Source organism: Candidatus Manganitrophus morganii (genome assembly GCA_021651055.1).
Lineage (GTDB): Bacteria > Nitrospirota > Nitrospiria > SBBL01 > Manganitrophaceae > Manganitrophus > Manganitrophus morganii.
The window spans coordinates 3203576-3228044 of record JAJHOH010000001.1 but is presented as its reverse complement, the minus strand read 5'-3'; the positions used below and the strand labels follow the sequence as shown (position 1 = coordinate 3228044).

21 protein-coding genes are annotated in these 24469 nt (G+C 55.2%); 2 read left to right on the top strand and 19 right to left on the bottom strand.

Translation table 11 applies throughout. The features are described from left to right. Positions 1–138 precede the first annotated feature (138 nt). On the top strand, positions 139–1716 hold the full coding sequence (locus MCM46_14890) for a radical SAM protein (GenBank protein MCG3113101.1): 1578 nt from the start codon (positions 139–141) through the stop codon (positions 1714–1716). A gap of 54 nt (positions 1717–1770) precedes the next feature. On the opposite strand, the gene MCM46_14885 is transcribed toward MCM46_14890, so the two are convergent. The 4 genes from MCM46_14885 to gspK form a co-directional block, all read right to left on the bottom strand. Next, a complete protein-coding gene (locus tag MCM46_14885; GenBank protein ID MCG3113100.1) occupies positions 1771–2043 on the bottom strand; it encodes a hypothetical protein in 273 nt (90 codons plus the stop codon). Positions 2044–2075: 32 nt separating this feature from the next. After that, positions 2076–2252, bottom strand: a complete 177-nt coding sequence (locus MCM46_14880) for a hypothetical protein (protein MCG3113099.1) — start codon at positions 2250–2252, stop codon at positions 2076–2078. 150 nt (positions 2253–2402) lie between these two features. Further along, positions 2403–4769: a vitamin B12-dependent ribonucleotide reductase gene (locus tag MCM46_14875; GenBank protein MCG3113098.1), complete on the bottom strand. Its 2367-nt coding sequence runs from the start codon at positions 4767–4769 to the stop codon at positions 2403–2405. A gap of 257 nt (positions 4770–5026) precedes the next feature. Continuing rightward, positions 5027–5983 carry a type II secretion system minor pseudopilin GspK gene (gene gspK / locus MCM46_14870; GenBank protein ID MCG3113097.1) on the bottom strand — a complete coding sequence of 319 codons (957 nt, stop codon included), beginning with the start codon at positions 5981–5983 and terminating at the stop codon, positions 5027–5029. Positions 5984–6005: 22 nt separating this feature from the next. Here gspK and MCM46_14865 point away from each other — a divergent pair, with 22 nt between their 5' ends. Continuing rightward, a complete protein-coding gene (locus MCM46_14865; protein MCG3113096.1) occupies positions 6006–6983 on the top strand; it encodes a hypothetical protein in 978 nt (325 codons plus the stop codon). 26 nt (positions 6984–7009) lie between these two features. Here MCM46_14865 and MCM46_14860 read toward each other — a convergent pair whose 3' ends face one another. From MCM46_14860 to MCM46_14790, 15 genes are all read right to left on the bottom strand, one after another. Further along, on the bottom strand, positions 7010–7576 hold the full coding sequence (locus MCM46_14860; GenBank protein MCG3113095.1) for a type II secretion system protein M: 567 nt from the start codon (positions 7574–7576) through the stop codon (positions 7010–7012). Beyond that, positions 7554–9260, bottom strand: coding sequence for a pilus assembly protein PilM (gene pilM / locus MCM46_14855; protein MCG3113094.1), 1707 nt, complete (start codon positions 9258–9260; stop codon positions 7554–7556). The genes MCM46_14860 and pilM overlap by 23 nt, the downstream gene beginning before the upstream one ends. A gap of 107 nt (positions 9261–9367) precedes the next feature. Next, positions 9368–10252 (bottom strand): type II secretion system protein GspN, encoded by an 885-nt coding sequence (gspN, locus tag MCM46_14850; GenBank protein ID MCG3113093.1) that lies wholly within the window; start codon positions 10250–10252, stop codon positions 9368–9370. A 6-nt stretch (positions 10253–10258) separates the two neighbouring features. Continuing rightward, complete coding sequence (locus MCM46_14845; GenBank protein MCG3113092.1) at positions 10259–10990, bottom strand: prepilin-type N-terminal cleavage/methylation domain-containing protein; 732 nt, start codon at positions 10988–10990, stop codon at positions 10259–10261. Between the two features lie 14 nt (positions 10991–11004). Then, complete coding sequence (locus tag MCM46_14840; GenBank protein MCG3113091.1) at positions 11005–11481, bottom strand: prepilin-type N-terminal cleavage/methylation domain-containing protein; 477 nt, start codon at positions 11479–11481, stop codon at positions 11005–11007. Then, positions 11462–12040, bottom strand: coding sequence for a prepilin-type N-terminal cleavage/methylation domain-containing protein (locus MCM46_14835; protein ID MCG3113090.1), 579 nt, complete (start codon positions 12038–12040; stop codon positions 11462–11464). Before MCM46_14835 ends, MCM46_14840 begins: the two co-directional genes overlap by 20 nt. A 5-nt stretch (positions 12041–12045) precedes the next feature. Next, positions 12046–12435, bottom strand: a complete 390-nt coding sequence (gspG, locus tag MCM46_14830; GenBank protein MCG3113089.1) for a type II secretion system major pseudopilin GspG — start codon at positions 12433–12435, stop codon at positions 12046–12048. A gap of 149 nt (positions 12436–12584) precedes the next feature. Then, positions 12585–13805, bottom strand: coding sequence for a type II secretion system inner membrane protein GspF (gene gspF / locus MCM46_14825; GenBank protein MCG3113088.1), 1221 nt, complete (start codon positions 13803–13805; stop codon positions 12585–12587). Between the two features lie 143 nt (positions 13806–13948). After that, positions 13949–15661, bottom strand: coding sequence for a type II secretion system ATPase GspE (gspE, locus tag MCM46_14820; protein ID MCG3113087.1), 1713 nt, complete (start codon positions 15659–15661; stop codon positions 13949–13951). An 87-nt stretch (positions 15662–15748) separates the two neighbouring features. Further along, positions 15749–17242, bottom strand: coding sequence for a hypothetical protein (locus MCM46_14815; GenBank protein ID MCG3113086.1), 1494 nt, complete (start codon positions 17240–17242; stop codon positions 15749–15751). A 9-nt stretch (positions 17243–17251) separates the two neighbouring features. Then, positions 17252–18160: a hypothetical protein gene (locus MCM46_14810; protein MCG3113085.1), complete on the bottom strand. Its 909-nt coding sequence runs from the start codon at positions 18158–18160 to the stop codon at positions 17252–17254. Positions 18161–18406: 246 nt separating this feature from the next. Then, positions 18407–19006, bottom strand: coding sequence for a hypothetical protein (locus MCM46_14805; protein MCG3113084.1), 600 nt, complete (start codon positions 19004–19006; stop codon positions 18407–18409). Between the two features lie 818 nt (positions 19007–19824). Continuing rightward, on the bottom strand, positions 19825–22239 hold the full coding sequence (locus MCM46_14800; GenBank protein MCG3113083.1) for a hypothetical protein: 2415 nt from the start codon (positions 22237–22239) through the stop codon (positions 19825–19827). A 99-nt stretch (positions 22240–22338) separates the two neighbouring features. Then, positions 22339–23250: a tail fiber domain-containing protein gene (locus MCM46_14795; GenBank protein ID MCG3113082.1), complete on the bottom strand. Its 912-nt coding sequence runs from the start codon at positions 23248–23250 to the stop codon at positions 22339–22341. 92 nt (positions 23251–23342) lie between these two features. Further along, the gene (locus MCM46_14790; protein ID MCG3113081.1) at positions 23343–24455 is read right to left on the bottom strand and encodes a tail fiber domain-containing protein; all 1113 of its coding nucleotides are present in this window, start codon (positions 24453–24455) and stop codon (positions 23343–23345) included. Positions 24456–24469 lie beyond the last annotated feature (14 nt).

The window sequence follows — 24469 nt, the reverse complement described above, 5'->3', positions numbered from 1 at the left end:
TTTGATCAGAAACCCCGCCACTGCGCGGGGTTTCTTTTTTTGCTGCATCCCCATTCCAATTTCATTTAGCGTTGGACCTGAACAAAACCTTGCCGTTCCGTTTTCGACTATGTTATCGTTGCTCCAACACGGAGCCCAATGATGCCTCGCCCCAAATCGGTTCTCTACGTCTTCCTCCCTTGCAAAAAAGTCTATCCTCTCGGCGTCACCTACCTGGCCCACTTTCTTCATCAGCACCATCCCGAAGCGCCGCAGCGGATCCTCGATCTCTCCCAGGTCACCCGCCCGCAGCGCCATGCCGCCCTCCGGGAAACAATCTCCGACTTTAAGCCTGACCTGATCGCCTTCTCCTGGCGCGACATCCAGCTCTTCGCCCCGCACGAAGGGGACGGCTCGCTCAAATATGCCTTCGACTTCTACTACTCGATGAACCCGATTAAAAAGCTCGTCGCCTCGGTTCAAGGCCTGCGGCACCTCTGGATCTACTACAGCAACCTGCGCGAGCACTTCACCTATTTGGAGCGGGTTCGCCGCGAGTTCCCGCAGGTGCAGATGACCGTCGGCGGGGGCGCTTTCTCCGTCTTCTCCGAGCCGATCATCCGGCGGCTGCCGGAAGGGGTCGTCGGGATCATCGGCGAGGGAGAAGATGCCCTGCTCAACCTCTATGAAGAGAAAACCATCATGAACGACCGCTGCATCTTCCGGAAGGGAGATCAGATCATCACCGGGACGCAGAAAGAGGTCGTCAAGCTCGACAGCTCCGTTCAAGACCCCGCCTATATCGAATCGATCTTCCCGCAGTACAAGGCCTACATCGACGAGCCGATCGGCATTCAGACCAAGCGGGGCTGCCCCTACGACTGCCAGTTCTGCCTCTACACCTACATCGAAGGGAAGCGGGTCTACACCCGCCCGGCGGAGAACGTCGTCGCCGAGATGAAGGCCTTCTACGACCGATGGGGAACGCGCCGCTTCTGGTTCGCCGACGCGCAGTGGATTCCCGGATCGAAGTATTATTCCCACTGCACCGAGACCCTGGAGCGGATCATCTCAAGCGGGATGAAGATCGAGTGGGGGGCCTATATTCGAACCAGCCTGATCACGAAGGAGCTGGCGGAGTTGATGGTCCGGTCGGGCCTCGGCGATACCGAGGTGGCGATCACCTCCGGCTCGCAGAAGGTGCTGGACGAATTGAAGATGGGCTTCCGGCTCGACAAGCTTTACGAAGGCTGCCGGCATTTGAAGGAGGCCGGCTTTAACGGAAAGATCATCTTGAACTACTCGTTGAACTCCCCCGGCGACACCGAGGAGACGCTGATGGAGAGTGTCGCCTCGTACAAAAAGATCGTCGGGATCCTGGGGGAGTCCCAGGTTTATCCGGCTCTTTTCTTCCTCGGCATCCAGCCGCACACCGGCCTCGCCGATCGTCTGGTGGAAGAAGGGTATCTGCCGCGCAACTACAATCCTTTTTCGATGAACCCGCTGATGATCAAGAAGCTCCTCTACAATCCGCCGCCGCTCGGAAAGATCATCACCCGCGCCTGTCTCAAGGCGTGGGAGAATCAAAAACGCACCCCGACCGACCCCTTCGCCAAACGGAACATCGCCTACGCCGACGACTCCCTCGCCAACATCTTCGAAGGAAACACCGGCCGCGCCGCGCTGCTGAATTTGGAAGCGGAATTGAAGGCGCGAGGCGTGAAAGCCCTCTCCTAAACAAAGAAGGCCGAACCCAAACCGGCTCGGCCTTCATCGCTGCTGCATCCCTACTTATTTCTTCTGCTCTTTCCCTTCGTCTCGCTTCGCCAAACTTGTCCAGGTGAAGAGGACCGCTCTTCCCATGCAGGTGATGTCGAGGACAAACGGCTCCACCCGATGATGCCGAAGAAAGCGGAACTTCCGCAACGTCATCGGCGAACGAAGCTGCTTTTCAGGAAAATGGATCTCTATCGGTGAGGGGGGCTCCCACTCCCACCGTTCCGGACTTCCCCGTCTGATTTTAGACAACGCGTCGTTTGCCCTTCTCTTTTCAGAGGGGATCATCCCCCAACTGTTGTTCTCCTGGAAAGCGCTGCTTAGTCTTTCCCGCCGATTTTTTTCTTCTTCACGTAGGCCCAGAGGACCTTCGTCATCTCCGCCGGGCTGATCGGCTTTTTCCCGAAAACCGTTTCCAATGACTCGGTCGCGCCGTTGAAGTTGACCGCATACCCGCCGAACGCTTTCTTCTTTCCTGCCGCTGTCTTTGTCGCCATTCGATGGCCTCCTTGGGTTATTAAGCTACGGGTCAAAAGCGATTGTTCACTTGTATATTACACTTCACGAACCTTCGTGCCAAGAGGGTGAATTGAATGGACCGCCTCAAGCAGACACGTAGACCTGGACTGAACACGAACTCTGAGTTCTTAATAACATCGCGAATACCCGCAGAAATGGCACTTCTCGCACCCTTCCGCGAATTCCAGCTCGCACCCGCAATCGGGGCAGGGGAAGGCGATCTTCTTCTCCTGAACGATCTCCTCCTCGATGACCGCCGCTTGCGCGACCTGGGCGATCGGGTCGGGATAACGCTTCTCGGGAACTTTGTTCTCGAACGCCTGGTTGAAGATCTTGGCGACCGCATCGGAGCAGGAGAGGACCTTCTCCTTGCCGAGACCGAACGGCTTGTCGCAGCGGATGCCGATCAACTGCTTGACGATATCCCGCGGCGTCACGCCGGCCCGAAGACAGAGCGAGATCAGACGGCCGATCGCCTCATTAAACGACCCTTCGCAGCCGCCCGCTTTACCCATCGTCGCGAACGCTTCGAACGGCAGCCCCTTCTCGTCTTGATTGACCGTCAGGTAGAGATCGCCGCAGGAGGTCCGCTTTCGAGTGGTCGTTCCGATCATCATCTCCGGCCGGGGACGGGGCGCGATCACCTTCAACGGCTGATCGGGCTGCAGAATATGTTCATCGGTGGCAATCGCCGCCGACTCCGCTTTCTTCTCCCCCTTCTTCGACTCCCCGACATTCATTACCTGATCGGGACGGGCGCCGTCGCGATAGACGGTGATCCCCTTGCAGCCGAGCTTAAAGGCCAAGAGATAGGCCTCCTTCACCTCCTTGGAGGTGGCGTGCGACGGAAGGTTGATCGTCTTGCTGACGGCGGAGTCGGACGACTCCTGGAACGCCGCCTGCATTCGGACATGCCACTCGGGAGAGATGCCGTGCGAGGTGATGAAGACCCGCTGCCAATAACCGGGAACCTGCTCGATCCCATGGACCGAGCCGTGGTTCTTGATGATTTTTTCGAGCAGATCTTCACTCCAGAAGCCCTCACGCTTGGCGACGTCGATGAAGTAGTCGAGGACGTACGGAAGATGGTCCCCCCCCATGACGTTCTTGTACCAGATCAACGAGAATTCCGGCTCGCAGCCGCCGGAGGTGTCGGCGATCATCGAGATTGTCCCGGTCGGCGCCACGGTGGTGACGTAAGAGTTGCGAATCCGCTCTCCCCGCTTTTGGTGAAGCGATCCCTGCCAGAACTTATAGGTCCCCCGTTTCTCGGCGAGACGGCCCGATTCATCGTAGCCGATCTTTCGGATGAAGCCCATCACCTTCCGGGCGGTCTCGATCCCCTCTTCGGAGTTATAAGGGATCTCGAGCTTGAAGAGCATCCGGGCGAAACCCATCACCCCGAGACCGATCTTCCGGTTCGACTTGGTGATCTCTTCGATCTGCTGGATCGGGTAGCGGTTCATGTCGATGACGTTGTCGAGGAAATGGATCGAGGTCCGGATGCTTTTCTCCAGCTTCTTCCAATCGATCTGATACCGGCTATCAATCTCGACAAGATGCTGCTCCAGATTGATGCTCCCGAGGTTGCAGCTCTCGTACGGCAAGAGCGGCTGCTCGCCGCAGGGGTTGGTCGCTTCCATGTCGGAGATATGCGGGGTCGGGTTGGTCCGGTTGGTCACGTCGATGAAGAAAAGCCCCGGCTCGCCGGTGGCGCAGGCCTGCTCGGCGATTTTGTCCATGACCATCCGCGCGGAAATCTTCCGGACCACCGTTTTGCTGCGGGGCGAGATCAGCTCGTACTCCTCGTCCTTCTCGAAGGCTTCCATGAACCGGTCGGTGATCGCCACCGAGATGTTGAAGTTGATGATCTGGCTGGTGTCGGCCTTGCACCCGATGAACTCGAGAATATCGGGATGGTCGACCCGCAAGATCCCCATGTTCGCGCCCCGACGAGTCCCCCCCTGCTTGACGGCCTCTGTGGCATGGTTGAAGACCTTCATGAAGGAGACCGGTCCGGACGCGACACCGCCGGTGGAACGGACGACATCGTCTTTGGGACGAAGACGGGAAAACGAAAAGCCGGTCCCGCCGCCGGTCTTGTGAATGATCGCCGCCTGTTTGACCGTCTCGAAGATCGACTCCATCGAGTCTTCGACCGGCAACACGAAGCAGGCGGAGAGCTGCTGCAGGTCGCGGCCGGCATTCATCAGGGTGGGGGAGTTCGGCAAAAATCGAAGCGACGCCATCAGGTCATAGAAATCTTCTTCGACGGCGCCGAGATTCGCGCTCGGATCATACTGCTTGTCCGCCTCGGCGATATTGCGCGCGACCCGCCGAAAGAGCGCATCGGGGGCCTCGATGACTTTTCCTTCTTGGTTCTTGGCAAGGTACCGCTTCTCTAAAACGCGCAATGCATTCGGGGAGAGGTTCAGCGTTGAACTGGAATCCGCTCCGCTCTGCTTCTCACCTGCCTTTCCGATTTGCTCAGTCATCTCCATAGATCGATCTCCTCACAGCTTTAAGGTCAACTAATAAATTCAACTAGAGTAGTATTTAGGATTTCCTCAGAAGGGTCATTTTTACAATTAGAAATTGTCGATCAAACATTGTTGTGACATGATCAATCGTAGGAGAAAGCCATTTTTTTGTCAAGGAGAAAAATACAAGATATAGCGGAATAAAAATGGGTGGCAACAACATATTGTGGAATTGCTGGAGATAACCTGTGGATAAGGTGTGGAGAGAAAAGCTATTCTACCTTAAAATAAAGGAGTTCCATCGGATTACCCCTTCGGATGATGGCCCGGACGATTTTTCGGGTGTTTTGAACCTTCCCCTCGGCGGTGATGGAGAAAAAATTGCTTTTGGTATCGATTCCGGAGGTGGTGCCGGCGGTTGTGAACCGGGTCTTTACATCGGCCGGCACACTGTCGATAAATTTCTGCTTGTTCTCATAAGGGCGATTCTCAATCAGGCGGCCCGCAATCGACTCATCGATTCCTCCCTCGAAATCCAAACTTTGTATAATCAGCGAATCGGCGGTGTTTACATTGATGAGGCCGTCGCCGTAGACGGTGAGGTAAGGGGAGATTTTCCGGTAGACATCGTCGGTGATCCCCCAGACCATATGAAGCTCCTCCAACGTGTCGAAGCGGGCATTTTTAGCGGAGTAAGGGGGATCGAGACGGCGATAGCTCTCATCCTCGGCGCCGTAGGGCGAAATCGGATCGCTGTCGATATCGACCCAGTCGACGATCGGATCGGCCAGCTCCGGGTCAAGCTGGAGCAATTCGAAGAGCCGCCGGAGCTGCTTGTGTCTCGTCTTCTGTACGGTGGCCGCGGTTTTTCCGTTATTGTCCACCAGGCTGTTGAGGTTGAACTTCCCCGTCTCGTCGGTGATCGCCCCGGAGAGGACCCCGTCTCCGAGGGGATACTCCGGAACAGGATAGGCCCAGAGCTCATCCAGACCGTCGTATTTGTTGCTGAAGCGCAAATCCTCTTTCAGAATCGCCTCGCCGGCCGAGACCGCCGAGCGGGCGAGGTAGAAGGCTTTCAAGTCGTCGCGGAAATTTCCGGCCGCGCGCAGATCGGCCCGCGCCTGGAAGTCGATCTCCAGGATCAGGACGGTGAGAAGCAAGACGACCAGGAGGCTCAAAAGGAGCGCAAATCCCCCCTCGTTTTTCAATAATTTGTTGTGCCGGCGCATTGCTTCTGGTATACTCCCGCCCATGAAAAACGTCTTGATCTCCGTCTTTTTACTGACCCTGTTTTTTCTGGCAACCGGCTGCGGGGAAGGAAAATCGGGGGTCGTCTTGAGGGTCACCACCGATACAGCGGGAATCGCCCCGGTCGAAAAGCTCCGTCTGGCAACCACCGGCGACGGCACCGATGACGTTCTCGCCGACCGGAATCTAACACCGAGCAGTTTTACGGTCGCCTTCACCAGCTTCAGGCTTCTTGAGGAAGCCGACCCGGACAATCCAAATACCCCCGTCGACAGCCACACCGTCTTCGAGCGGAGCCTTTCCGATCCGATCGAAATCTCTCTGACCTCCGGACAAACCATCGAGGTGGACGAGAATACCAGAGAGCCAAGCCAGGGAACATACGATCGACTCGAATATGGGGTCCGCTACTTCGAGATGACGATCCCCCTCTGCCGGCTCAACGACGACTGCGAAGAGCGCCGGGTCCGATTCTACCTCTCTTCCGAGGCCGATCCGCTCCTCAACTTCACACCGACTGCCGGCGATATTCTGATCTCCGGCAGCCGGACCGGGGACGATTTCAACTGGATCTCCACCAGTGCCGGCATCCCGCTCGGCCTCGTCCCGATCGGCGGGCAGCGGCCGTCAGATGCCTACCAGCTCCCGCCGGGCATCTTGTCTCCGACGGGCGCAACCGATCCGGCGATCTTCCCTCAACAGATCTCGCCGCCTCTGGAAATCGACAGCAATCCGGAAGTGGTCTTCGTCTTCACCCTCCACTTTGATCTCTCCGGACTCTTTTTCTTCGACAACACCGATGAGGATATATTCGATCCCGCTCCCGACGTTCACTTCAACGCCCTGCTCAACGATCTCGACGAGACACGGGACGGGAAAATATCGCTGGAATGTGTCAATCCGGCCACCTGCAGAGCCGATTTCTGGCCCGGCTTTCCCCCCGTCACCGTCACCCGCGATGAAGAAGAGCGGGACGACTAAGCCTCTTCGTTTTCTTCGACGAAACGCTACGACGACATTCTCTCATACGACGATACCAGGAAGGTCACATCCATCAGCGACGGATCGGAGAAGCGGGTCTTCATCGAAAGCCGCTTGATCCGGACCGGAAAGGGGGCGTTCTCGACCGCGGCCAGGAAGGGGACGATTCGGGCGAGGGTGACATTCTCCACCTTCACCTCCACCGGGATCTCCCGGTAGGGATCGTGAAGCTGCGGGGAGAGGGGGCGGATATAGGCGATGTTCGGCCGGATCTGGTTTTTCGCGGCGGTCTCCTCCAAAAAGGAGAGGGGGGAGAATTGGTTGGTCGTCGGCAGGCGCCGGTCGATCTCTTGAATCCCCTGCGAGACGGTGAGGTACTCCCCTTTCAGGGCGGCGAACTCGCGCGCCTCTTTTTCTTTTTGAGGAATCAGACGGTCGAGGATCTCCATCCGCTCCCAAAGCGGGCCGACCAGCACAAAATAAAAAATTAGGAGAAAAGCGATCATCCCCCCTCCCCCCAAGACCCACTTCTCGCGGGGAGAAAGCCGCATCAGAAACTGATCGACCCCTTTACGAACTCCGCTTCCGTTCATCTTTCTTTCCTTCCGTCATCGTCAACTGAATCCGAAAACCGACCTTGGATTGATCGGCCGAGATCTTGGCGTCGCTGACGTTCACCTCTTGAAAATGACCCACCTTCATCAGGCCGCCCCGGATCCGATCGACCGAATCGTACGAGTCGGTCTGCGCCTCGATCCGAATCTTGTTCCCGTCGATCACCATGTCGGTAACGTCGATTCGGACCTCCGTTGGAATCCCGGCGGTCACCACCTTCAACACCTCGAGGGGACTCTCCTCGCCGACCCCCAGAAATTCGGCGTTTTTCTTCCGCTCATTGATGGCGGCGCGGGTCTGCTCCACTTCATTCGAGACATTCTTCGTTTGCGGGAAGGTCTTCGTGAATTCGGATCGAAGCTCCTGCTTGAGCGCCTGAAACTTCTTTTCCTTCTGATGATAGTGCAGATAAAAGTCCCCACCGATCAATCCCAACAGGATGAGGGAGACCAGTCCGACCGACGTCAGGCGGTGGCGCCGCTCGATCGACTCCTTGCCGAAGACGAACTCTCCCTGCCGAAAATTGATCTGCGTCCCCTGCGCCGGCGACAAGGCGAGGCCGAGCGCTTCGGCATACCGCGGCAGGGCGGTCGAGAAATGGGCCGTGTCCAGCCCGGCCATCGGCGGCGATCCGCTCAATGTTTCCGGCGTCATCTGAAAGTGCTGTGCGATCAGCTCTTTCAGCCCCCGCCACTGCCCCCCTCCGCCGCAGAGATAGAATCCGCTGCGCGGCTCCCCGTTCGCCCCTCCCGTCAATGAGACGCTCTTCTCGATCTCGATCAACCAGGAGGAGACCCGCTTCTGAACCGCCTCTCCGGCCTCGGTTCGGGGAGGGGCGCTCAGGTCGATTTCGTTCTTTCGCTTCTCGGCCTCTTCCCATGAAAGCCCCAGATCGTGCTGAAAGGCCTCCGTAAAATCATCCGATCCGATCGGGATCGTCCGGACCCATCGCAATCGCGGCGACGTCTGCTTCGCCGCGACCGAAAGACCGCAGAGGACGGTCTTGGAGGCGCCGAGGTCGATCAACAGATGCTCCGACCGCTCGTCCCCCCCGGCGGTCCCCCGCTTTTTCTCGCCGTTGGAGGGTTGGGTCATCTGCTGGTAAAAGGTGTAGAGAGAAAGGGCATCGACGCCGACCCACGCCGGGTCGATCCCGACCGACTGCAGCGCGCTGAGGTATCGGCGCAGCACCCCTTTCGGAACCGCGGAGACCAACAGACGCGACGATTCGGCCGGCTCCGCCTTTCCCGGCTCGGGCGCGCTCCGGATCTGAAGATCCCGCCCGCCCCCCTGTGGAAGGGGTTGGTAGTCAATCACGACCTCCTCCAGATCGAACGGGAGCTGTCCTTCGACCTCAAAGGGGACCACCTGGCGAAGACGCTTCGGATCGGTGAACGGAACGGTGATCTCCCGCGTCGAAACGAGGTGGCCCGGCAAGGCGATGGCGGTCATCTCGCCCGGCTTGATCTTCCCCTCCGAACGAAGCTGGCGGAGCGCCTCGATCTGCGCTTCATCAGGAAGGTCCCCTCGCCGCCGCTCACCCTGCCGCTCCACCTTCCGCTCGAAGGCATCGACGAGACGAAGCCCCCGCAGGGTCCGCGCAATCCGAACCCCCTTGATGACCGATTGTCCAATGTCGAGTCCGAGAATAATCTGGGCCATTACCTCAATCCAAATGTAATCAATGATGTTCCATCACGTGTAGGGGCGATCCTTGTGATCGCCCTTTCATAGGGATGGTGGAAACAGGGCGAATACAAGATTCGCCCTTACAGCGCAAACGGCCTGCCGTTCACCGAGATCTGCGGTTGGCCGATCGATCCCTTCAGCCCCAGGGACAAAGGCTCGCGTCCCGAATACCCCTGTATGAAGAGAGAAGCCATCTGTTGAAGGCTCCCCTTCGGGGTCGCCTTGAGACTGAGTGAGAGAAGGCTTCCTTCCAACGGCTCGCGGAGAATCAGATTCCCCCCGTCGCTCGTCAGGTCGACCTCATTTCCTTGGGCGGCGAACCGCTCCACCACCAACATGCCGTTCCGAAGATTGATCTTACCACGAATGCTCGAAAAGGACACCTCGCCGATCGGGACCATCCACTGCCCCACCTGCTTCAATTGAACGCTGTTGATCGTGAAGGTGAGGCTCCCTTTCGCCTTCAACAGATCGGGACCGACCCCGCTCCCCTCCCCCTGCAAATCGAGAAGTCCCGAGAGGCCCAGCCGGCTCAGATTGAGTTTCTGTCCCTCGCTCTTGAAAGAGAGGGAGAGCCCTTCCCGCGTTTGGACCGCGGTCGCATGGCCGATGATTTCCCCTTCGGCGATCCCGACCCGATAATCGATCTCTCCTCGCCGATTGAAGAGAAGGGGCAACGGGGCGACCGCCGCATCGAGCGATTGGATCTTCCATTGAGGAACCGGCCCTGCCTGGCAATCGACCTGAATCTCCCGCCAGGACAAGCGCAGCGGGAAAAAGATCCCCCGTTTTCCGACCGCCATCGTGCAGCCGCTTTCCGACTCAATCGCCGCGATCAGGCGCGACTCCAGCAGACCGAAGGGAAAGGTCAGATAAAGAAAGAAAAGGAGCATCAGAAGGCCGAAGAAGGCATACCCCAGCCCGACCGCCCATTTTCCTTTCTGATTTTTGATCCAATCGAACATCGTCTGCTACGACCTTCTCGCCATCGGAAGATCGACCGTTGTTTTAAAACGATGGCCCTCTTTACCGCGGCCTCGGAGGATCAATTCGATCTCCACCGCCAGAGGGAGCTCCTTGTTATTTTCAGAATCCCAGCGATCGACCCAATTCTTATCAGTTCGATTGAGATAGCGGAAGTTGATTCCGAGGACCTCTTCGCCGATCTCGTTCCGGATCACCCGCTCGTTCGCCAGGGCCGCCTCATGCATCAGGAACTCCTCTTCAAGACCATACGAGATCAACGCCCAGTCCGATTCGGGGGCGTCCCGCAAGGTTCGCCCGTGGGAAACGGCGGTGAACCGGATCGAGTCATCCGGATAGTCGGTCCCGTCGATCGTTCGGGTCCGATCCTCTCCCAAAAAGAGAAACGATTTCGTGACCGCCGATCCCGGAGGAAGTTGTGGACTCGTCGGTTGTCCCGGAATCGGCTTTGTCTGATAGATCATGCTGAGATCTTTCGCCAGATGATAAAAACCGAGCCGCGCCAGGCGGTAAGAATCGGCCTGCTCCTCCAACTGTTCCGAAACCCGGTAAGTCGCATTAAACGACCCGTACACCAGGGTGAAGAGAACCGCCAGAATCGCGAGCGAGACGAGGATTTCGAGAAGGGTGAAACCCTTCGATTGCGGATTGTCGATTTCGGATTTCAGATTTAAAACCAAAAACCTTTTCTTTCCATTCCGCCATCCGCTATCCGCCATCCGCAATCTCACCCCTACCCTCTCGCGTTGAATAAAAATGTCGTAAACCGGACACTCTCCTCGCGTCCTCCCTCTTTCCAGAGGACCTCCAGATTCAACTCTCTCACCACCTCATACGGCGTCTGCTTGACCTCTTCTTTCCATTTGTAATTGGGATACTCTTCGCCGAAATCCCCTTCCCGCGCCCCCAAGTCGGGAAACCCGGCAAACGAGACCTCCGAGATCCGCTGGCGCGCCAGCAGCGTCGCCTCGGTCAGGTGGCCGGAATAGGCGGAGAGGGCGATGTCCCGGTTGCGAAGCCCCAGCAAAACGGTGAGGGCGATCGCCAGCACCGCCAGCGAAACCATGATCTCGATGAGGGTGAAGCCAGATTGAGCGTGAAGCGTGGAGCGTGAGGCGTGAGGTGTAAAAGATTTTAATCCCTTTCGCCTTCCGCCTTTCGCCTCCCGCCTCCCGTTATTTCGCCCTTGTTCAGCTTCTCGTGTCGACATCGACATACTCATCCATCACCTTCACCCGGCCGGTCAGAGGATTGACGACCAGGGTCCACTGCCGCTCCCCCTGTTTCAGGTGAATCCAGACCTTCTCCACCCCCACCGGGTAGAACTGCATGAAGGCCTCCCCTTCGTTCACCTTTCCCTGCGCCGGGGTCACAACATCTTCGAAAGAGATCTCTTTCGGAAGGACCCGCCGCCGGGTCATCGGATCGGTTGTTTCGACGAACTCGCCGTTTTCCCCCAACGCCGCCGCCCAATAAGCGCCATTTTCAAGATTGAAGTAGAGCCGGTAGGTCTGCTTGGTCGTGGACGATTCTTGGGCGAGATGCTGGATCAGCCCGGCGAAGTGCCGCGCCGTCCACTTGAGATCGGCCGCGCCGAACGAGGAAACCCGGGGAAAAACAAAGAGCGCCGTCACGCTGAGGATAAAGACGACCAGCATCAATTCGAGGAGGGTAAAGCCTTTCGATTGCGGATTGTCGATTTCGGATTTCGGATTTAAAAACAAAAACCCTCTCTTTCCATTCCGCATTCCGCAATCCGCAATCCGCATTTGACCTACTCCATGTTCCAGCTCTCGATGTCGGCGCTCTTTCCTTCTCCCCCCCCTTCGCCGTCGGCGCCGTAAGAGAGGAGATCGAAGTCGCCGTGGGTTCCGGGGCTGACATAGACATATTGATTTCCCCAGGGATCGGCCGGAATCTTCGGAAGGTAACCCCCCTCCCGCCAGTTTTTCGGGATCTCGCCGACGCTTGGCTTGTTCACCAGTGCATCGAGCCCCTGCTCGGTGCTCGGATAGTCGCCGTTGTCGAGCTTGTACATCTGAAGGCCCTCTTCGATATTCTTGATCTGGACCTTCGCCGCCACCCGCCGCGCCTCATCGGTCCGCCCGACCAGCTTCGGGACGACCAATACCGACAGAATCGCCAGGATCGTAATGACGACCATGATTTCAATCAGTGTAAAACCAGCCTGTGAATTTCGACTGAAGCGGACAAACCGCCTAACGGTGCCGCTTAGAGTGTTGTATTGCTTCATGTCCCTCCTAATTTAAGTTAGAGACGTTCCCGCCGGGACGTCTCTACTCTGCATTCCGACTATTTTACGATTTGAGATACCTCGAAGATCGGCAGCAAAATCGCCAGGACGATAAATAAGACCACTCCCCCCATCCCTAAGATCATGAGCGGGGCGAGGAGTGACGTCATCCCGGTCACCACCGTCTCGACCTCGTTGTCATACGCCTCGGAGACTTTCTGCAGCATCCCTTCGAGCTCGCCGCTCTTCTCCCCGATGGCAATCATATGGGTCACCAACGGCGGGAAAAGACCGCTCCGCTTCAGCGGATCGGCGATGCTCTGCCCCTCGCGGATATTGCCGCGGGCCCCCTGGATCGCCTCCTCGAGGACCTTGTTTCCGACCACCTGCTGGACGATCTCCAGCGCCGTCAACAGCGGAACGCCGCTCGCCAGCAGTGTCGCCAGCGTCCGGGTGAACCGGGAAATGGCGACCATCTTCGCCACCCTTCCGGCCAGCGGGATTCTCAAAAGAAGCCGATCATACTGCTCCCTTCCCCGCGGCGTTTGGATATGCCGCCGGTAGATCATTCCGCCGAGGACGCTGGCCCCGATCAACAGCCATCCGTAACCGCGCAGGAAATCGCTCAGCGCGAGGAGGATCACCGTCGGGAGGGGAAGCGCCTGGTTCAAATCGGCGAAGATCGCCGTCACCTTCGGAACGACGAACGAGATCAGGAAAACCAAGATCGCGCCGCTGACGAACAACATCAAGATTGGGTAGGTCAAGATCGAGAAGAGCTTGTTCCGAAGCCGGACCTGGCTCTCCAGATAATCGGCCAGCCGGACCAAGATCCGGTCGAGCGTTCCGCTCGCCTCACCCGCCCGGACCATCTGCCGATAGAGCACCGAGAAGACCTTCGGATGGCGCGTTAAGGCATCGGCAAGCGAGGCCCCTTCCTTCACCCCTTCCCGGACATCGATCCAAATCTTCTTCGCCGCCGGCTTCTCGACCTGTTCGGTCAGCGCCCCCAGCGCTTCCATCAGGGAGATCCCCGCCCCGAGAAGGGTCGAGAGCTGGCGGGTCATCACCGCCGTCTCGGCCAGCGTCATCCGTTCCGAGAAAAGGGTGACCGGTTTCGACAGCCCGGTCGGCGCCGCTTGCTGCGTCTGGGTAATCTCCACCGGAAAAATCCCGCTTTTGCGCAGCTTCGCCCGCGCCACCTTGGGGCTGTCGGCATCGACAATCCCCGCCTTGCTCTTCCCCTCTACATCGAGTCCTTTGTATTCGTAAATGGCCATTTTTTAAGATCCAACCCATTCAGGCTGCTCAAAAAGCTCCATATGCAAGGCCGCAGGGAAAGAGGAAACCGGAACGTACTCTACTGTACGTGAGGATTTCCGAAAGACCGAGAACGCAGCAGATGGACTTTTTCAGCAGCCTGCTAAAAGATTTCCTCCTGCGTCACCCGAAGCACCTCTTCCGTCGTCGTCATCCCGGACAGGATTCTCCGCGCGCCGTCCTCCCTTAAAGTCAGCATCCCCTTGCCGACCGCCTTCGCTTTGATCCGGGATGAATCGACTTTGGAGAGAATCAGGTTTCGAATCTCGTCGTCGAGGACGAAGATCTCGTAGATGCCGGACCGGCCGCGGTAACCGGTGTTGATGCAGTGGGCGCACCCCTTTCCCCGATAGAAGATCAGGTTGGGCGGAGCCTGTTTGATTCCGAGTTTTCCCAATTCCTCGGGGGTGGGGCGGTAGGAGACGCGGCACTCGGGACAGATCTGCCGGACCAGCCGCTGCGCGACGATCGCGACGACCGAGGAGGAGACGAGGAACGGCTCGATCCCCATGTCGAGAAGACGGGTGATCGCGCCGGCCGAATCGTTGGTGTGAAGGGTCGAGAAGACGAGATGGCCGGTGAGCGAGGCTTGGATGGCGATTTCGGCGGTTTCGGTGTCGCGGATTTCCCCCACCATGATGACATCGGGGTCTTGCCGGAGGATCGATCGAAGCCCGCTGGCAAAGGTGAGCTGGATCTTCGGATTCACCTGGATCTGCCCGATCCCCTTGAGCTGATATTCGATCGGGTCTTCGATCGTGATGATGTTTTTGTCGGGTGAGTTGATTTTGCTGAGCCCGGCATAAAGGGTCGTCGTCTTGCCACTCCCGGTCGGTCCGGTCACGAGGATGATCCCGTGGGCCATCTGGATTAACTGGTCCATCGTCGCCAGCCCACTGGGAGAGAGGCCGATATCTTCCAGGTTCAGCAGGATGCTCGTCTTATCAAGAAGACGAAGGACCAGCCGCTCGCCGTGCGCCGTCGGAACGTCGGAGACGCGGATGTCGATCTCCCGGCCCCCGATCTTCAGCCCGATCCGCCCGTCCTGCGGCAGCCGCTTCTCGGCGATGTTCATCCCGGCCATGATCTTGATCCGAGAGATCAGCGACGACTGCAGCCGCTTCGGCGGCGCGAGGATGTTGTAGAGAACCCCGTCGATCCGGTAGCGGATGGCGATCTCCTTCTCGAACGGCTCGAAATGGATGTCGGAGGCGCGCTGCTGCACCGCCTGAAAGAGAACGGAGTTGACCAGGCGGATCATCGGCGCTTCATCGCTCGCGTCGAGGAGGTCCTCCGGCTCCGCCAGCTCTTCCGCCAAGGCGCTCAGGCTCTCCCCCTCGGCCAGATCGGAGATCGCCTGCTCTGCGCCGGCGGTGGCCCGCTCATAGACGTAGTTGATGCTGCTGACGACCACCCGCGAGGGAACGGCGACCACCTCGATCGGCTCCCCCAAAAGCAGCCGCAGGTCGTCGAGAGGAGAGAGGTGGAGCGGATTCGAAGCGGCGACCTGAACGACCCTTCCCGCCCGCTTGAAGGGGAGCAGTTCGTAACGCTTCGCGAAGGAGATCGGAACCTTCTCGGAAAGAGGGAGATCGATTTCTTTGGGGTCGAGGGAGGCGCGGTAGGGCAACTGCCATTGTTGGGAGAGGGCCTCCAGGACGGCGTCTTCGGTGAGGGCCTTCAACCGGACCAGGATCTCTCCGATCTTTCCCCCCTGCTCCTTCTGAAGGTGAAGTCCCTCTTCGAGCTGCGCGGGGGTCAACCCATGTTTTTCGATCAAAATCTGCCCGATGAGCGGGCGTTTCGGTTGTGCCATGATTCGCTATCCGTTCTTTGTTAATCGTTATTCGTTATTCGGTTTCAACGCTTAACGGTTAACGTTTAACGAATAACGCTTCTCCGTTTACCTGGGGAGGTTGATCATTTGATTAAATAATTCCTCGCGGTGCTCCCGCTGTCCTAAACGGTTTTCATCGAGGAATGTCCTGGCCCCCCCGACCTTTCTCCCCCGGATCGTGTCGAGATCTTCCGACTCGCGGACCAGGTGCGGGGTAAGAAAGATCAAGAGATTCGTCTTCTCAAACCGCCGCGATTGAAACTTGAAAAACCAACCCAAAAGCGGGATATCCCCCAAGAGCGGGATCTTTCGCTGCGTGACGACGACGTTGTCCCGGATCAGCCCTCCGATGACGACGGTCTGCGCGTCGTGGACGATGACGGTGGTGTTCGCCGACCGCTTGTTGGTGGTCGGACCGAGGACGATCGTGCCGACGGTCTGCGCCGTATCGACGACAGACGAGATCTCTTGGTAGACGTCGAGTTTCACCAGGTTGTTTTCCAGCACCTGCGGGGTCAGCCGGAGGATGATCCCGACGTCCCTCCGCTCGATCGTCGTTTGGACATTTCCGCCGACGGTCTGGCTCTGCGCCCCCGGGAAGGGGACGTTTTGAGCGACGACGATCTCGGCCTTTTGGTTATCGCTCGTCAAGATCTGGGGCGTGGACAAAATGTTCACGTCGGTATTCGATTGCAGCGCCCGCAGCAGCGCGCGAATGTTGACCGTCCCGACCTCCACCCCCGGCACCCGCGCCAGCTCGATCAGGTCGTTCGGGTTCTGGTTGAACCCGCCGATCGCCGCCACATCTCCGCTGTCGGTCGTGTATCCGAAGACGGCGCCGAGATCGGTCCCGAGCTCCCTGAATTTGTCGGCCGCCATCTCCAGGACCACCGCTTCGACATAGACCTGCCGCCGCTTCATATCGAGCTTCTGGATTACCGCTTTGAGGACCTCGTAGTCCTCGTCGGTCGCGGTGATGATGAGGCTGTTGGTGGTTTTATCGGCGAGGATCTGGACCGTCCCGGTCAGCTCCCCCGTCGGCCGCGACGTTCCCCGGCGCGCCGGGCCCGCCGTCCTTGCCACGAGTCCCAGCAGCACCTTCGCCACTTCTTCGGCCTGGGTGTTCTCCAGCGTGTAGACATGGACCGATCGATCGGGGGGGACCTCGGCGACCGGCACGATCTGATAAACCGGCCCGCTCTGGACGACGCTGAAACCTTTGAGCTCCAAGACCGAGAGGAAGAGATCGTAAACGTGGTCCACCGCCACTTTCGACGGGGAGAAGATCGTCACCTTTCCCCTCACCCGCTCGTCGATGACGAAATTCCTTCCGGTCAGCTCGCTGACGAACTTAACAAAGACGGGAAGATCGACATTGTTGAAATCGAGGGTGATGAGCTTTTCTTTCGGAGCGGGGCGTTCTTTTTCCGGGGCCGGGGCTTCTGGCGCTTGAGCGCGAAGGGGAGAAGGGGCCTCGATTCCAATCGCAACAATCATCCAGAGCACAAGACAGATCCCCGAGAGGACCGCTCGGGGACAGGCCGCAAGGCGTCTCTTCATAAACCTTTCCTATCGGACTTCGTAGCTGAATGTCTCCCTTTGGTTGTTTCGAACCAGGTCGACGTTAATGGCGTTCTCATCTTTGAGTTGCTCAAAGACCTTGAGGAAGTTTTGGGGGTCTTTCACTTCAATCCCGTTGACCCGGTGGAGGATGTCGCCGTTTTGCAGTCCGATCTTGGCGTAGAGGGAATCCTCCGTGATGGCGAAGATACGGAACCCGTCCGGTTTGCCCTCGCTGAAATTCGGAACGATCCGCGCCTTGGTCAAGAGCTGGGGAAGATTGTTGACGGCATTTTCAATCTCGCGGCGATCGACCACCCAGCTATTTTTTCCGGCTTGCCGGATGTTGGCTCCGGGGGTGGACAGCGTGGTCGGGGTCAACACGGTCGGCGTGGCGTGCCCGGCCGGTTTGTTCTCTTCCGGGAAGAGCGATACCTCCAAGATCTCCTCTTCGCCCCCCCGGAGGACCACCACTTTATTCCGGCTGATCTTCGCGATCCGGCCGTCTTCACCCACAACATCGCCGATCCGATAGAGGAGCTGTTCGCGGGTCTTGGTGTCTTCGATCACCGCGTACGATTCCTCGTCGCTTCCGACCATCGTTCCGAGGAGGGTTTGATTGAGGGGAACTCTGGGGGCCGACATCGCCGGAAACGACGGATCCGCGTTCGGCCCCGCGACTTCCGGCTGTTTTCCCCGCATTTTGGAGTTGAAGATATTTCCTTCGACGATGGGGTTGTAGTCGCGGAAGGTCCCTTTCGATGCGGCCGCGGGAACACCGCCGGGATTTCCGGCGCTTCGGGGGGCGATCGACGCCTCCAGGCGGGAGCCGATGGCGACATTCGCCATATCGGCGATAAAATAAGCCCCGGCCGCAATCATCGCCAGATGCAACACCCAAAAATAGGATTTGAACATGGAATCCTTTATAAGAAATGGAATTTCTTATCTATTATAAGGAATTTGACGGCAATGTCAAATCGGGAAAAGAATATAGAAGGGGAAAACGCGGTGGTCTAGTTTACTGCTCCATGAGTAAAAGCCATGAATCAAAACTTCACCCGGAAGACTCCTCTCATATCGAGTTAAGCTGGTGAGAAAGTCCGCTGCAACAATGCGACAGGATACAGAATTACAGGCCTTGTTAATGATGACCTAATCCACTCAAGATCCGAACATCGCGTTGAGTACACGGTCAATCTCGTCGTTGTGCATAGATGGATCCTGTTGAAGAAAAAACGAACGTCCAATATGCAGCATGTTCTTCCTCGAGTTTGGACGATTTTGCTCGATTCCGAGAGCGATTGAGCGGAGCTCCCACATTCCAGATACCCGGGTAAGAGTAATCACGATCACACCTGGGCCAACTTTTGAGAAATTTACCAAATACGTCGCCGCTGAGGCAACACCACGGTTTGGAAGCGACTTCCAGTATGGCACGTCTCCTCCTGCAATCTCTATCCCGTGCAGGGCCACAATGGACTGAGCCAACTTCGGCGAAGAGGGATTCCCGAACTCCTTGAATAGAAGGTCAAGGTCGTTTGTAAGGCTGCGCCGATCCTCGGCGGCTCGTTGTCCGTCATAGGTGGCTGGTTCATGGATCTGAGCAACGGCTTCTTGGAAATCGCCAGCTACCAATTTGGATATGACGTTCTCCGCAAGGTTACTGGCTGAGTCGGACAAGTCTGTGGCCGAAAAAGCTGTCAAACAGCTTAATATAAGCCAAACAACCACTGAACCGACGACGAAAGTACTCCTCTTCATTATCTATAGTTCTCCAACTCTGTATTTTCCTTTTAAGAATCTTCGTTTCATCCATTTGGATATACCACTTACGCATTCTCTGCTCCAGACAATGCATATAAAGGGTCTAACCAATTTGAGTATCCAATTTCTACACCCCATGACGTAGGTGCTCCACCAAACCTCCGCTCGGCTGGTTAGCAAGCTCCGAAGGCAGGGCTTCATACTTATCTGCGGAACATTTCCAGCAAGATTGGTTTTTGTTTCCTTACTTCGAACCAGAAGCCTCCGAAGAAAAGTCCCCATAAATAAAGAAGCATTACAAAGGGCGCTAGAAGAAAAGGTGAAAGTGGAACTATCCCGATTAGTAATCCTATGATCAAAAAGAGAATTACGGAGGCGAGAAAACCAATGCCAAAACTTAGGAACACGATCATCCGCGTATAAAGTTTCATCCAGATTAAAACAGTAACGCCGGTTTTCCCTGGACGGAATGTCCCCTGTACAATGGGAAGAGATGAATTGTTATAGTCGATCTTTCTGCCAATAGTGAATCCGTTTCTGGAAATATCGAATACGTACCATTCTTTGGGATCAACTCTGGATTTGACGAATTCAAGAATTTCCTCTTGTGATATTGACGTCTCGATTTCAAATGACTCTGATGGCCATAGCTTCATATCAAATTATTATGAGGAAATATGGCTGCTCCAAATTGAGTCCGCAGATCCTTTTAGCACGTCAGAGGTGAATTACAAAGGATTCCGCTATTCTGGAAAATGTTTAATCCCCATTAATCAATCATCGGAATGAAACGAGTGCTTCAGTGAGAAATAGCTTTACCACCCACCTCCTCCATAATCAAAAATGTCATCTTGAGAATTATAACCTGAGCCGTAATTTGAACCACCAGTGACATAATCAGGGCCGGTGTTAGCTGGAGAGCCAGTCTGATAGCCTGTCTGATAAATTGGGTGTGACCACGTTACATATGCTTCAGGATTTACAGGTTGGTGTGGTCCCCAAGATCCACCGATGGAATACTGACTCCCAGTGACGGTTCCGCTTCCATTGGAAATGACATCCGCCCCAAAACTTGTAGTTGAACCAGGTAGAAGTGGAAAAGGCGTTCCTGTGTTAAAATTGGTTCCGACTACGTTGGTCTGTCCATTTAAACCACTTACTGAAGGTGCATTAGTCGATCCAACACCAAGGAAGACAGAAGCACCTACTCCGGCATAAGCGCCACCACCTCCAGTAGCTGTAACTGAAAAACTGAATGCAGACGAAACCCACCCCTGTGTTTCATCCCAGCCAAAATTAACTGATATTCCACCAGTTACACCTTTGCCTGCTCCTGCGCTTCCCCCTAAAGTAACAGATACTGTTTTTTCCTTTACACCGCCTGGAGTGTTTGCCGAAACGGAGGCCTGTATATTTCCATTGCCTACAATCATCCCATGTGTGGCAGATGTATTTGTTAAGTTAGTGATACTTCCCCACAGACCACTGCACCCACCTACGGGGCATGAATTACCTGCATTCCCGCCGCCTGAACCTGGGGGAGGAACTGGAGCGCAGTTATAATTCGCACAGGCGTTATAAAAAGACGCGGAATTATTGGTCACGACTGGTGGAGCAGGAGTGGATTTTTTCGGTGAACAAGTGTAGGTACAATTCAATAGACTTGGAATTCCATACCAACCACAGCCACTCCCAGAGCACGTTGTTACTTGACCCGAAGGATCGATCAACTTCATCGGATTGTTAACCACATAAGAATACCTATTCAAGAACTGAGGATTACTTCGGCTTTGTACAATACTATCTGGCGAGATAAATCTTCCTATCCTAGAATCATAATACCGAGCGTTGTAAAAATACAAGGCCGTTTCGTTATCCCTTTCCTGTCCGGTGTATTTATAGTGAACACCCGCGTTATCAATATAAGGATCGCCAAAAGGATAATAAACAAATTCAGCGGTATTTGCGCCGTTCTTGTCCGTCACCACCGACGTGCTTCCGAGATGATCGGGATGGTAGTAAGAGATTTCACCCGTCGTGGTGATCGGCTTGCTGGCGATGCGCACTGCCCCGGCGAAGATGTGTTTGGTTCCGGTCCAGACCCCACTCGGCTTGCAGGGCGAAACACATTCGAATAGCTTACCAATATAGATAAAGGTACTCCCGCTGATCTTTTTGACCCGCGCACCATTCCCATCATAAACGAAACTCGTCGTTGTGCTTCCAATGGTCACAGAGCTCAGGCGGCTTTCAAGATCATATGCTAAAACATGCGTCCCCCGACCGGTCATGTTTCCGTTCGCATCATAGGTGTAATTGACCCCCGCGGCGCTGGTCACCGCATGGGCATGGGCCGGATCACCATACGTATAATTTGAGGCATAGTTCTGCAAAGTAGGATCGCAGGTGGGAGTGGAGCCAAGGGCGGAATTGCAGAGCATGTTACCATTTTTATCGTAATGATAGGTAATTGCGCCGTAGGGTCCATTGGCGGAGGTAAGCCGATTGAGCAGATCATACCCAAAGGTTTGGGTTTGGTTGGTATGCGGCCCGCCGGTCGGAAGGGCATCGGTGATTGCCGAGATGTTGCCGACCGTATCATAGCTGTATTTAATACTTTGAAAAGTCGATGCAGTTTTAATGGTTGTCACCTTACAGAGGCGGAAATTTTGCTGAGGGCAGTCAACATTAGATGTGTTTGAATAGGTATAGGTGGTCGTCACGCCGTTACCGAAGGTGGCTGTACCAGGTTGTCCCAAGGCATTGGAGGTGTTTACAGGATATTCAACATAGGTGGTGCTGGCATCTTTATAAACTTTCTGTAGTAAAGGACCGTTATAACTATAATTGACAACATCGTTATCAGGATAGGTCACAGATTTAGTTCGCCCGGCAAGATCATAGCCGGTTTGAGTGGTATATGTAACTGTGTCGATCACCCTATCCGTCTTGTTGATCCGCCCCATGCTATCGTAATAGAGTTTGGTCGTTCCAGAAGCCGTATCGCTCACGGAGGTCAGCCGCCCGATGCCGTTGGTGCTTGTGGCCTCATCGTAAGTATAGGTCACGGTTTGGGCATGGGATGGCGAATTTAAAAAAAAGGCTTGAGAGAAAATGGGAAGAAAGTAAAAAATGAGGAGTGCAGTAAAGGGTAATTTTTGTGGAAGCCAAGCCAGGAACCACTGAACGTGCTGATCACAACCAGTTTCGCTTTGCGCTTTCCTGAACATGGTATTCTCCCAGCTGATGTGTACTCTCTATAAACCTAGATGACACCCCAAAGTCACTCTATTTCAGATTCAGCAGGACCAGGATTTTCTCTTCAATACTTACTTGTCTTCTAATTGCGCCAAAGAAGCTTTCTGCTTCTGAATGAAAAGCTGTTTGACCTCTGCAACCTCATTTTTTATGGCTATTAGCTTCTCATTTAAAACAGTTTCTCTTTCCTTCATCTTTTTGTTTTCAGCTTCCAGCGTGTCGTTTTTAGCCTTTAATTCTTTGATAGCCTCGATCATCACCGCCGTCAGCCGTCCATAGTCCACCGCCCGGTAGTTTTCAGAACCCCAATGAGTCACTAATTCAGGGAATACCGCTTCCACCTCCTGGGCAACCACCCCAATTTCCCGATGCCCCGTAGAACGGCCCAGTGCGACATACTGCTCATTCCAGTCAAAAGCGACGCCTCGGATCTTCTGCAGCTTCTCCAGGGCACCCGTTAGTTGAGCAACGTTTGTCTTTAGTCTGAGATCTGAAGAGGTAGGAAAGCTAGAAGCGTGCGCGGCTCCCGCCACATCCAGTTTATATGCCGGACCGGCAGTCCCGATGCCAACATTGCCGGACGAATCAATCCGCATACGGTCTATGTTGCTCGTTCGCAGAATGAGATCTGCAGTTTCCCTCTGAATAATAAAGGCGCGCTTGCTCGTTCTCTCAACGGCAATGTCAAAACCGTCGAGGTCCCCGGCACCAGTGTCGATATTCGTCAACTTCAGATACTGATTGGCACTCCCCACATTATGTATGTGCAACCCTGAAAGTGCCGGACTCGCTGTCCCGATGCCGACGTTGCCGTTATAGAGGTAGAGCTGCCCGGCACAGTCATACGCTCCTACTTGGCAGCTTGTTGTCTGAGCCTGAACGGCATCCCCCAAAACCCACAGGCTAACCGCGAAAACAATCAGATAAAAGTTCCGGAACCACCGGATGTTATTTATGGTTGGTATCTCTCTTTTATTAGCCATAAGGAGGTGTTCCTTAAATTAGACTTTGTTTTTTCCGTTTGAGCCTATTTACAACCTACATACCATTAAGACAAATACAGACAAATCGGTTATTACTTGTCTTCCAATCGGGTCAAAGAAACTTTTTGAATGAAGAGATGTTTTATCTCGGCGATCTCACTTCTTATATCTTTAAGCTCCTCCTTAATCCTCATGTTCTCGGCTTCCAACGTCTCATTTTCGGCCTTCAACTCTTTGATTGCCTGGAGCATCAGAAAAGGTAATTCGTTGTAACGAATGGCCTTATATCCCACTGTGTCTTGCGTGACCAACTCAGGTAAAACCTTCTCAACTTCCTGAGCCACCAAACCAAAGCTGCGAGAAGCCCCAAAACCCAATTCGGGATATTCTTTTGACTTCCAGTAAAAATAGACAGGTTGGAGATGTATTAGCTTGTCTAAGACATTTGAAAACGGCTCTATATTTTTTTTCAACCGAAGATCCGAAGAACATACGCCTGCGACGACTGTACCATCGGCATCTTTGACACATCCTGTTGTTCCAGTTCCTACTCGGATATTACCCGCAACATGCAACTTATCTACTGTTGACATCGTCCCGATTCCAACGTTGCCGACATTCGCCGTTGATAACCCATTAATGATGACATGGCCACCTTCCTGATTAAGGTAAAGGGTGGAAATGTTACCGTTATTTCTCGCCATAATTTCATTTGAATCGATAGAAATGTTATCTCCGATCGTCGTTCCTAAGACAAGTAGACCATGCGAGGAAGGACTGGTATCGACTGTTCCAAAGATTTGGAGAAGAGTAGCCGGGTCTGTCGTCCCGACACCGATTTTGCCTGTATTTGCAATCGTAAATACTTCGGTCCCGTCCGAGATATGAGCATGCAACACGTGTCCACCACTTTTGATTCGAAAAGCTGAGTTCGTGCCAGGGTTATTGAGCATCACATAGGGCGTAAACGTATCAATCTGTGCTCCTATTTGTAATTTCGATACCGGTGCCGTCGCTCCAACTCCTACTTTGCCGTCATAGAGATAAAGCTCAGCAGCACATTCAAATGTCCCTACTTGACAGCTGGTTGTCTGAGCACGAGCGATATCCCCCAGAATCCATATAACAACCGTAATGCCAATTGCACAAGAGATCCACGTTTGCAAGATCCTGCTTGCCTTTTGTATCTCTCCCCTTTTTTTCATGAGGACGTACTCCT

Excerpts from the sequence above, each read along its gene's own strand:
- MCM46_14890 (MCG3113101.1), top strand. The coding sequence starts at position 139 with ATGATGCCTCGCCCCAAATCGGTTCTCTACGTCTTCCTCCCTTGCAAA.
- MCM46_14885 (MCG3113100.1), bottom strand. The coding sequence starts at position 2,043 with ATGATCCCCTCTGAAAAGAGAAGGGCAAACGACGCGTTGTCTAAAATC.
- MCM46_14880 (MCG3113099.1), bottom strand. The coding sequence starts at position 2,252 with ATGGCGACAAAGACAGCGGCAGGAAAGAAGAAAGCGTTCGGCGGGTAT.
- MCM46_14875 (MCG3113098.1), bottom strand. The coding sequence starts at position 4,769 with ATGACTGAGCAAATCGGAAAGGCAGGTGAGAAGCAGAGCGGAGCGGAT.
- gspK (MCG3113097.1), bottom strand. The coding sequence starts at position 5,983 with ATGCGCCGGCACAACAAATTATTGAAAAACGAGGGGGGATTTGCGCTC.
- MCM46_14865 (MCG3113096.1), top strand. The coding sequence starts at position 6,006 with ATGAAAAACGTCTTGATCTCCGTCTTTTTACTGACCCTGTTTTTTCTG.
- MCM46_14860 (MCG3113095.1), bottom strand. The coding sequence starts at position 7,576 with ATGAACGGAAGCGGAGTTCGTAAAGGGGTCGATCAGTTTCTGATGCGG.
- pilM (MCG3113094.1), bottom strand. The coding sequence starts at position 9,260 with ATGGCCCAGATTATTCTCGGACTCGACATTGGACAATCGGTCATCAAG.
- gspN (MCG3113093.1), bottom strand. The coding sequence starts at position 10,252 with ATGTTCGATTGGATCAAAAATCAGAAAGGAAAATGGGCGGTCGGGCTG.
- MCM46_14845 (MCG3113092.1), bottom strand. The coding sequence starts at position 10,990 with ATGGCGGATAGCGGATGGCGGAATGGAAAGAAAAGGTTTTTGGTTTTA.
- MCM46_14840 (MCG3113091.1), bottom strand. The coding sequence starts at position 11,481 with ATGTCGACACGAGAAGCTGAACAAGGGCGAAATAACGGGAGGCGGGAG.
- MCM46_14835 (MCG3113090.1), bottom strand. The coding sequence starts at position 12,040 with ATGCGGATTGCGGATTGCGGAATGCGGAATGGAAAGAGAGGGTTTTTG.
- gspG (MCG3113089.1), bottom strand. The coding sequence starts at position 12,435 with ATGGTCGTCATTACGATCCTGGCGATTCTGTCGGTATTGGTCGTCCCG.
- gspF (MCG3113088.1), bottom strand. The coding sequence starts at position 13,805 with ATGGCCATTTACGAATACAAAGGACTCGATGTAGAGGGGAAGAGCAAG.
- gspE (MCG3113087.1), bottom strand. The coding sequence starts at position 15,661 with ATGGCACAACCGAAACGCCCGCTCATCGGGCAGATTTTGATCGAAAAA.
- MCM46_14815 (MCG3113086.1), bottom strand. The coding sequence starts at position 17,242 with ATGAAGAGACGCCTTGCGGCCTGTCCCCGAGCGGTCCTCTCGGGGATC.
- MCM46_14810 (MCG3113085.1), bottom strand. The coding sequence starts at position 18,160 with ATGTTCAAATCCTATTTTTGGGTGTTGCATCTGGCGATGATTGCGGCC.
- MCM46_14805 (MCG3113084.1), bottom strand. The coding sequence starts at position 19,006 with ATGAAGAGGAGTACTTTCGTCGTCGGTTCAGTGGTTGTTTGGCTTATA.
- MCM46_14800 (MCG3113083.1), bottom strand. The coding sequence starts at position 22,239 with ATGTTCAGGAAAGCGCAAAGCGAAACTGGTTGTGATCAGCACGTTCAG.
- MCM46_14795 (MCG3113082.1), bottom strand. The coding sequence starts at position 23,250 with ATGGCTAATAAAAGAGAGATACCAACCATAAATAACATCCGGTGGTTC.
- MCM46_14790 (MCG3113081.1), bottom strand. The coding sequence starts at position 24,455 with ATGAAAAAAAGGGGAGAGATACAAAAGGCAAGCAGGATCTTGCAAACG.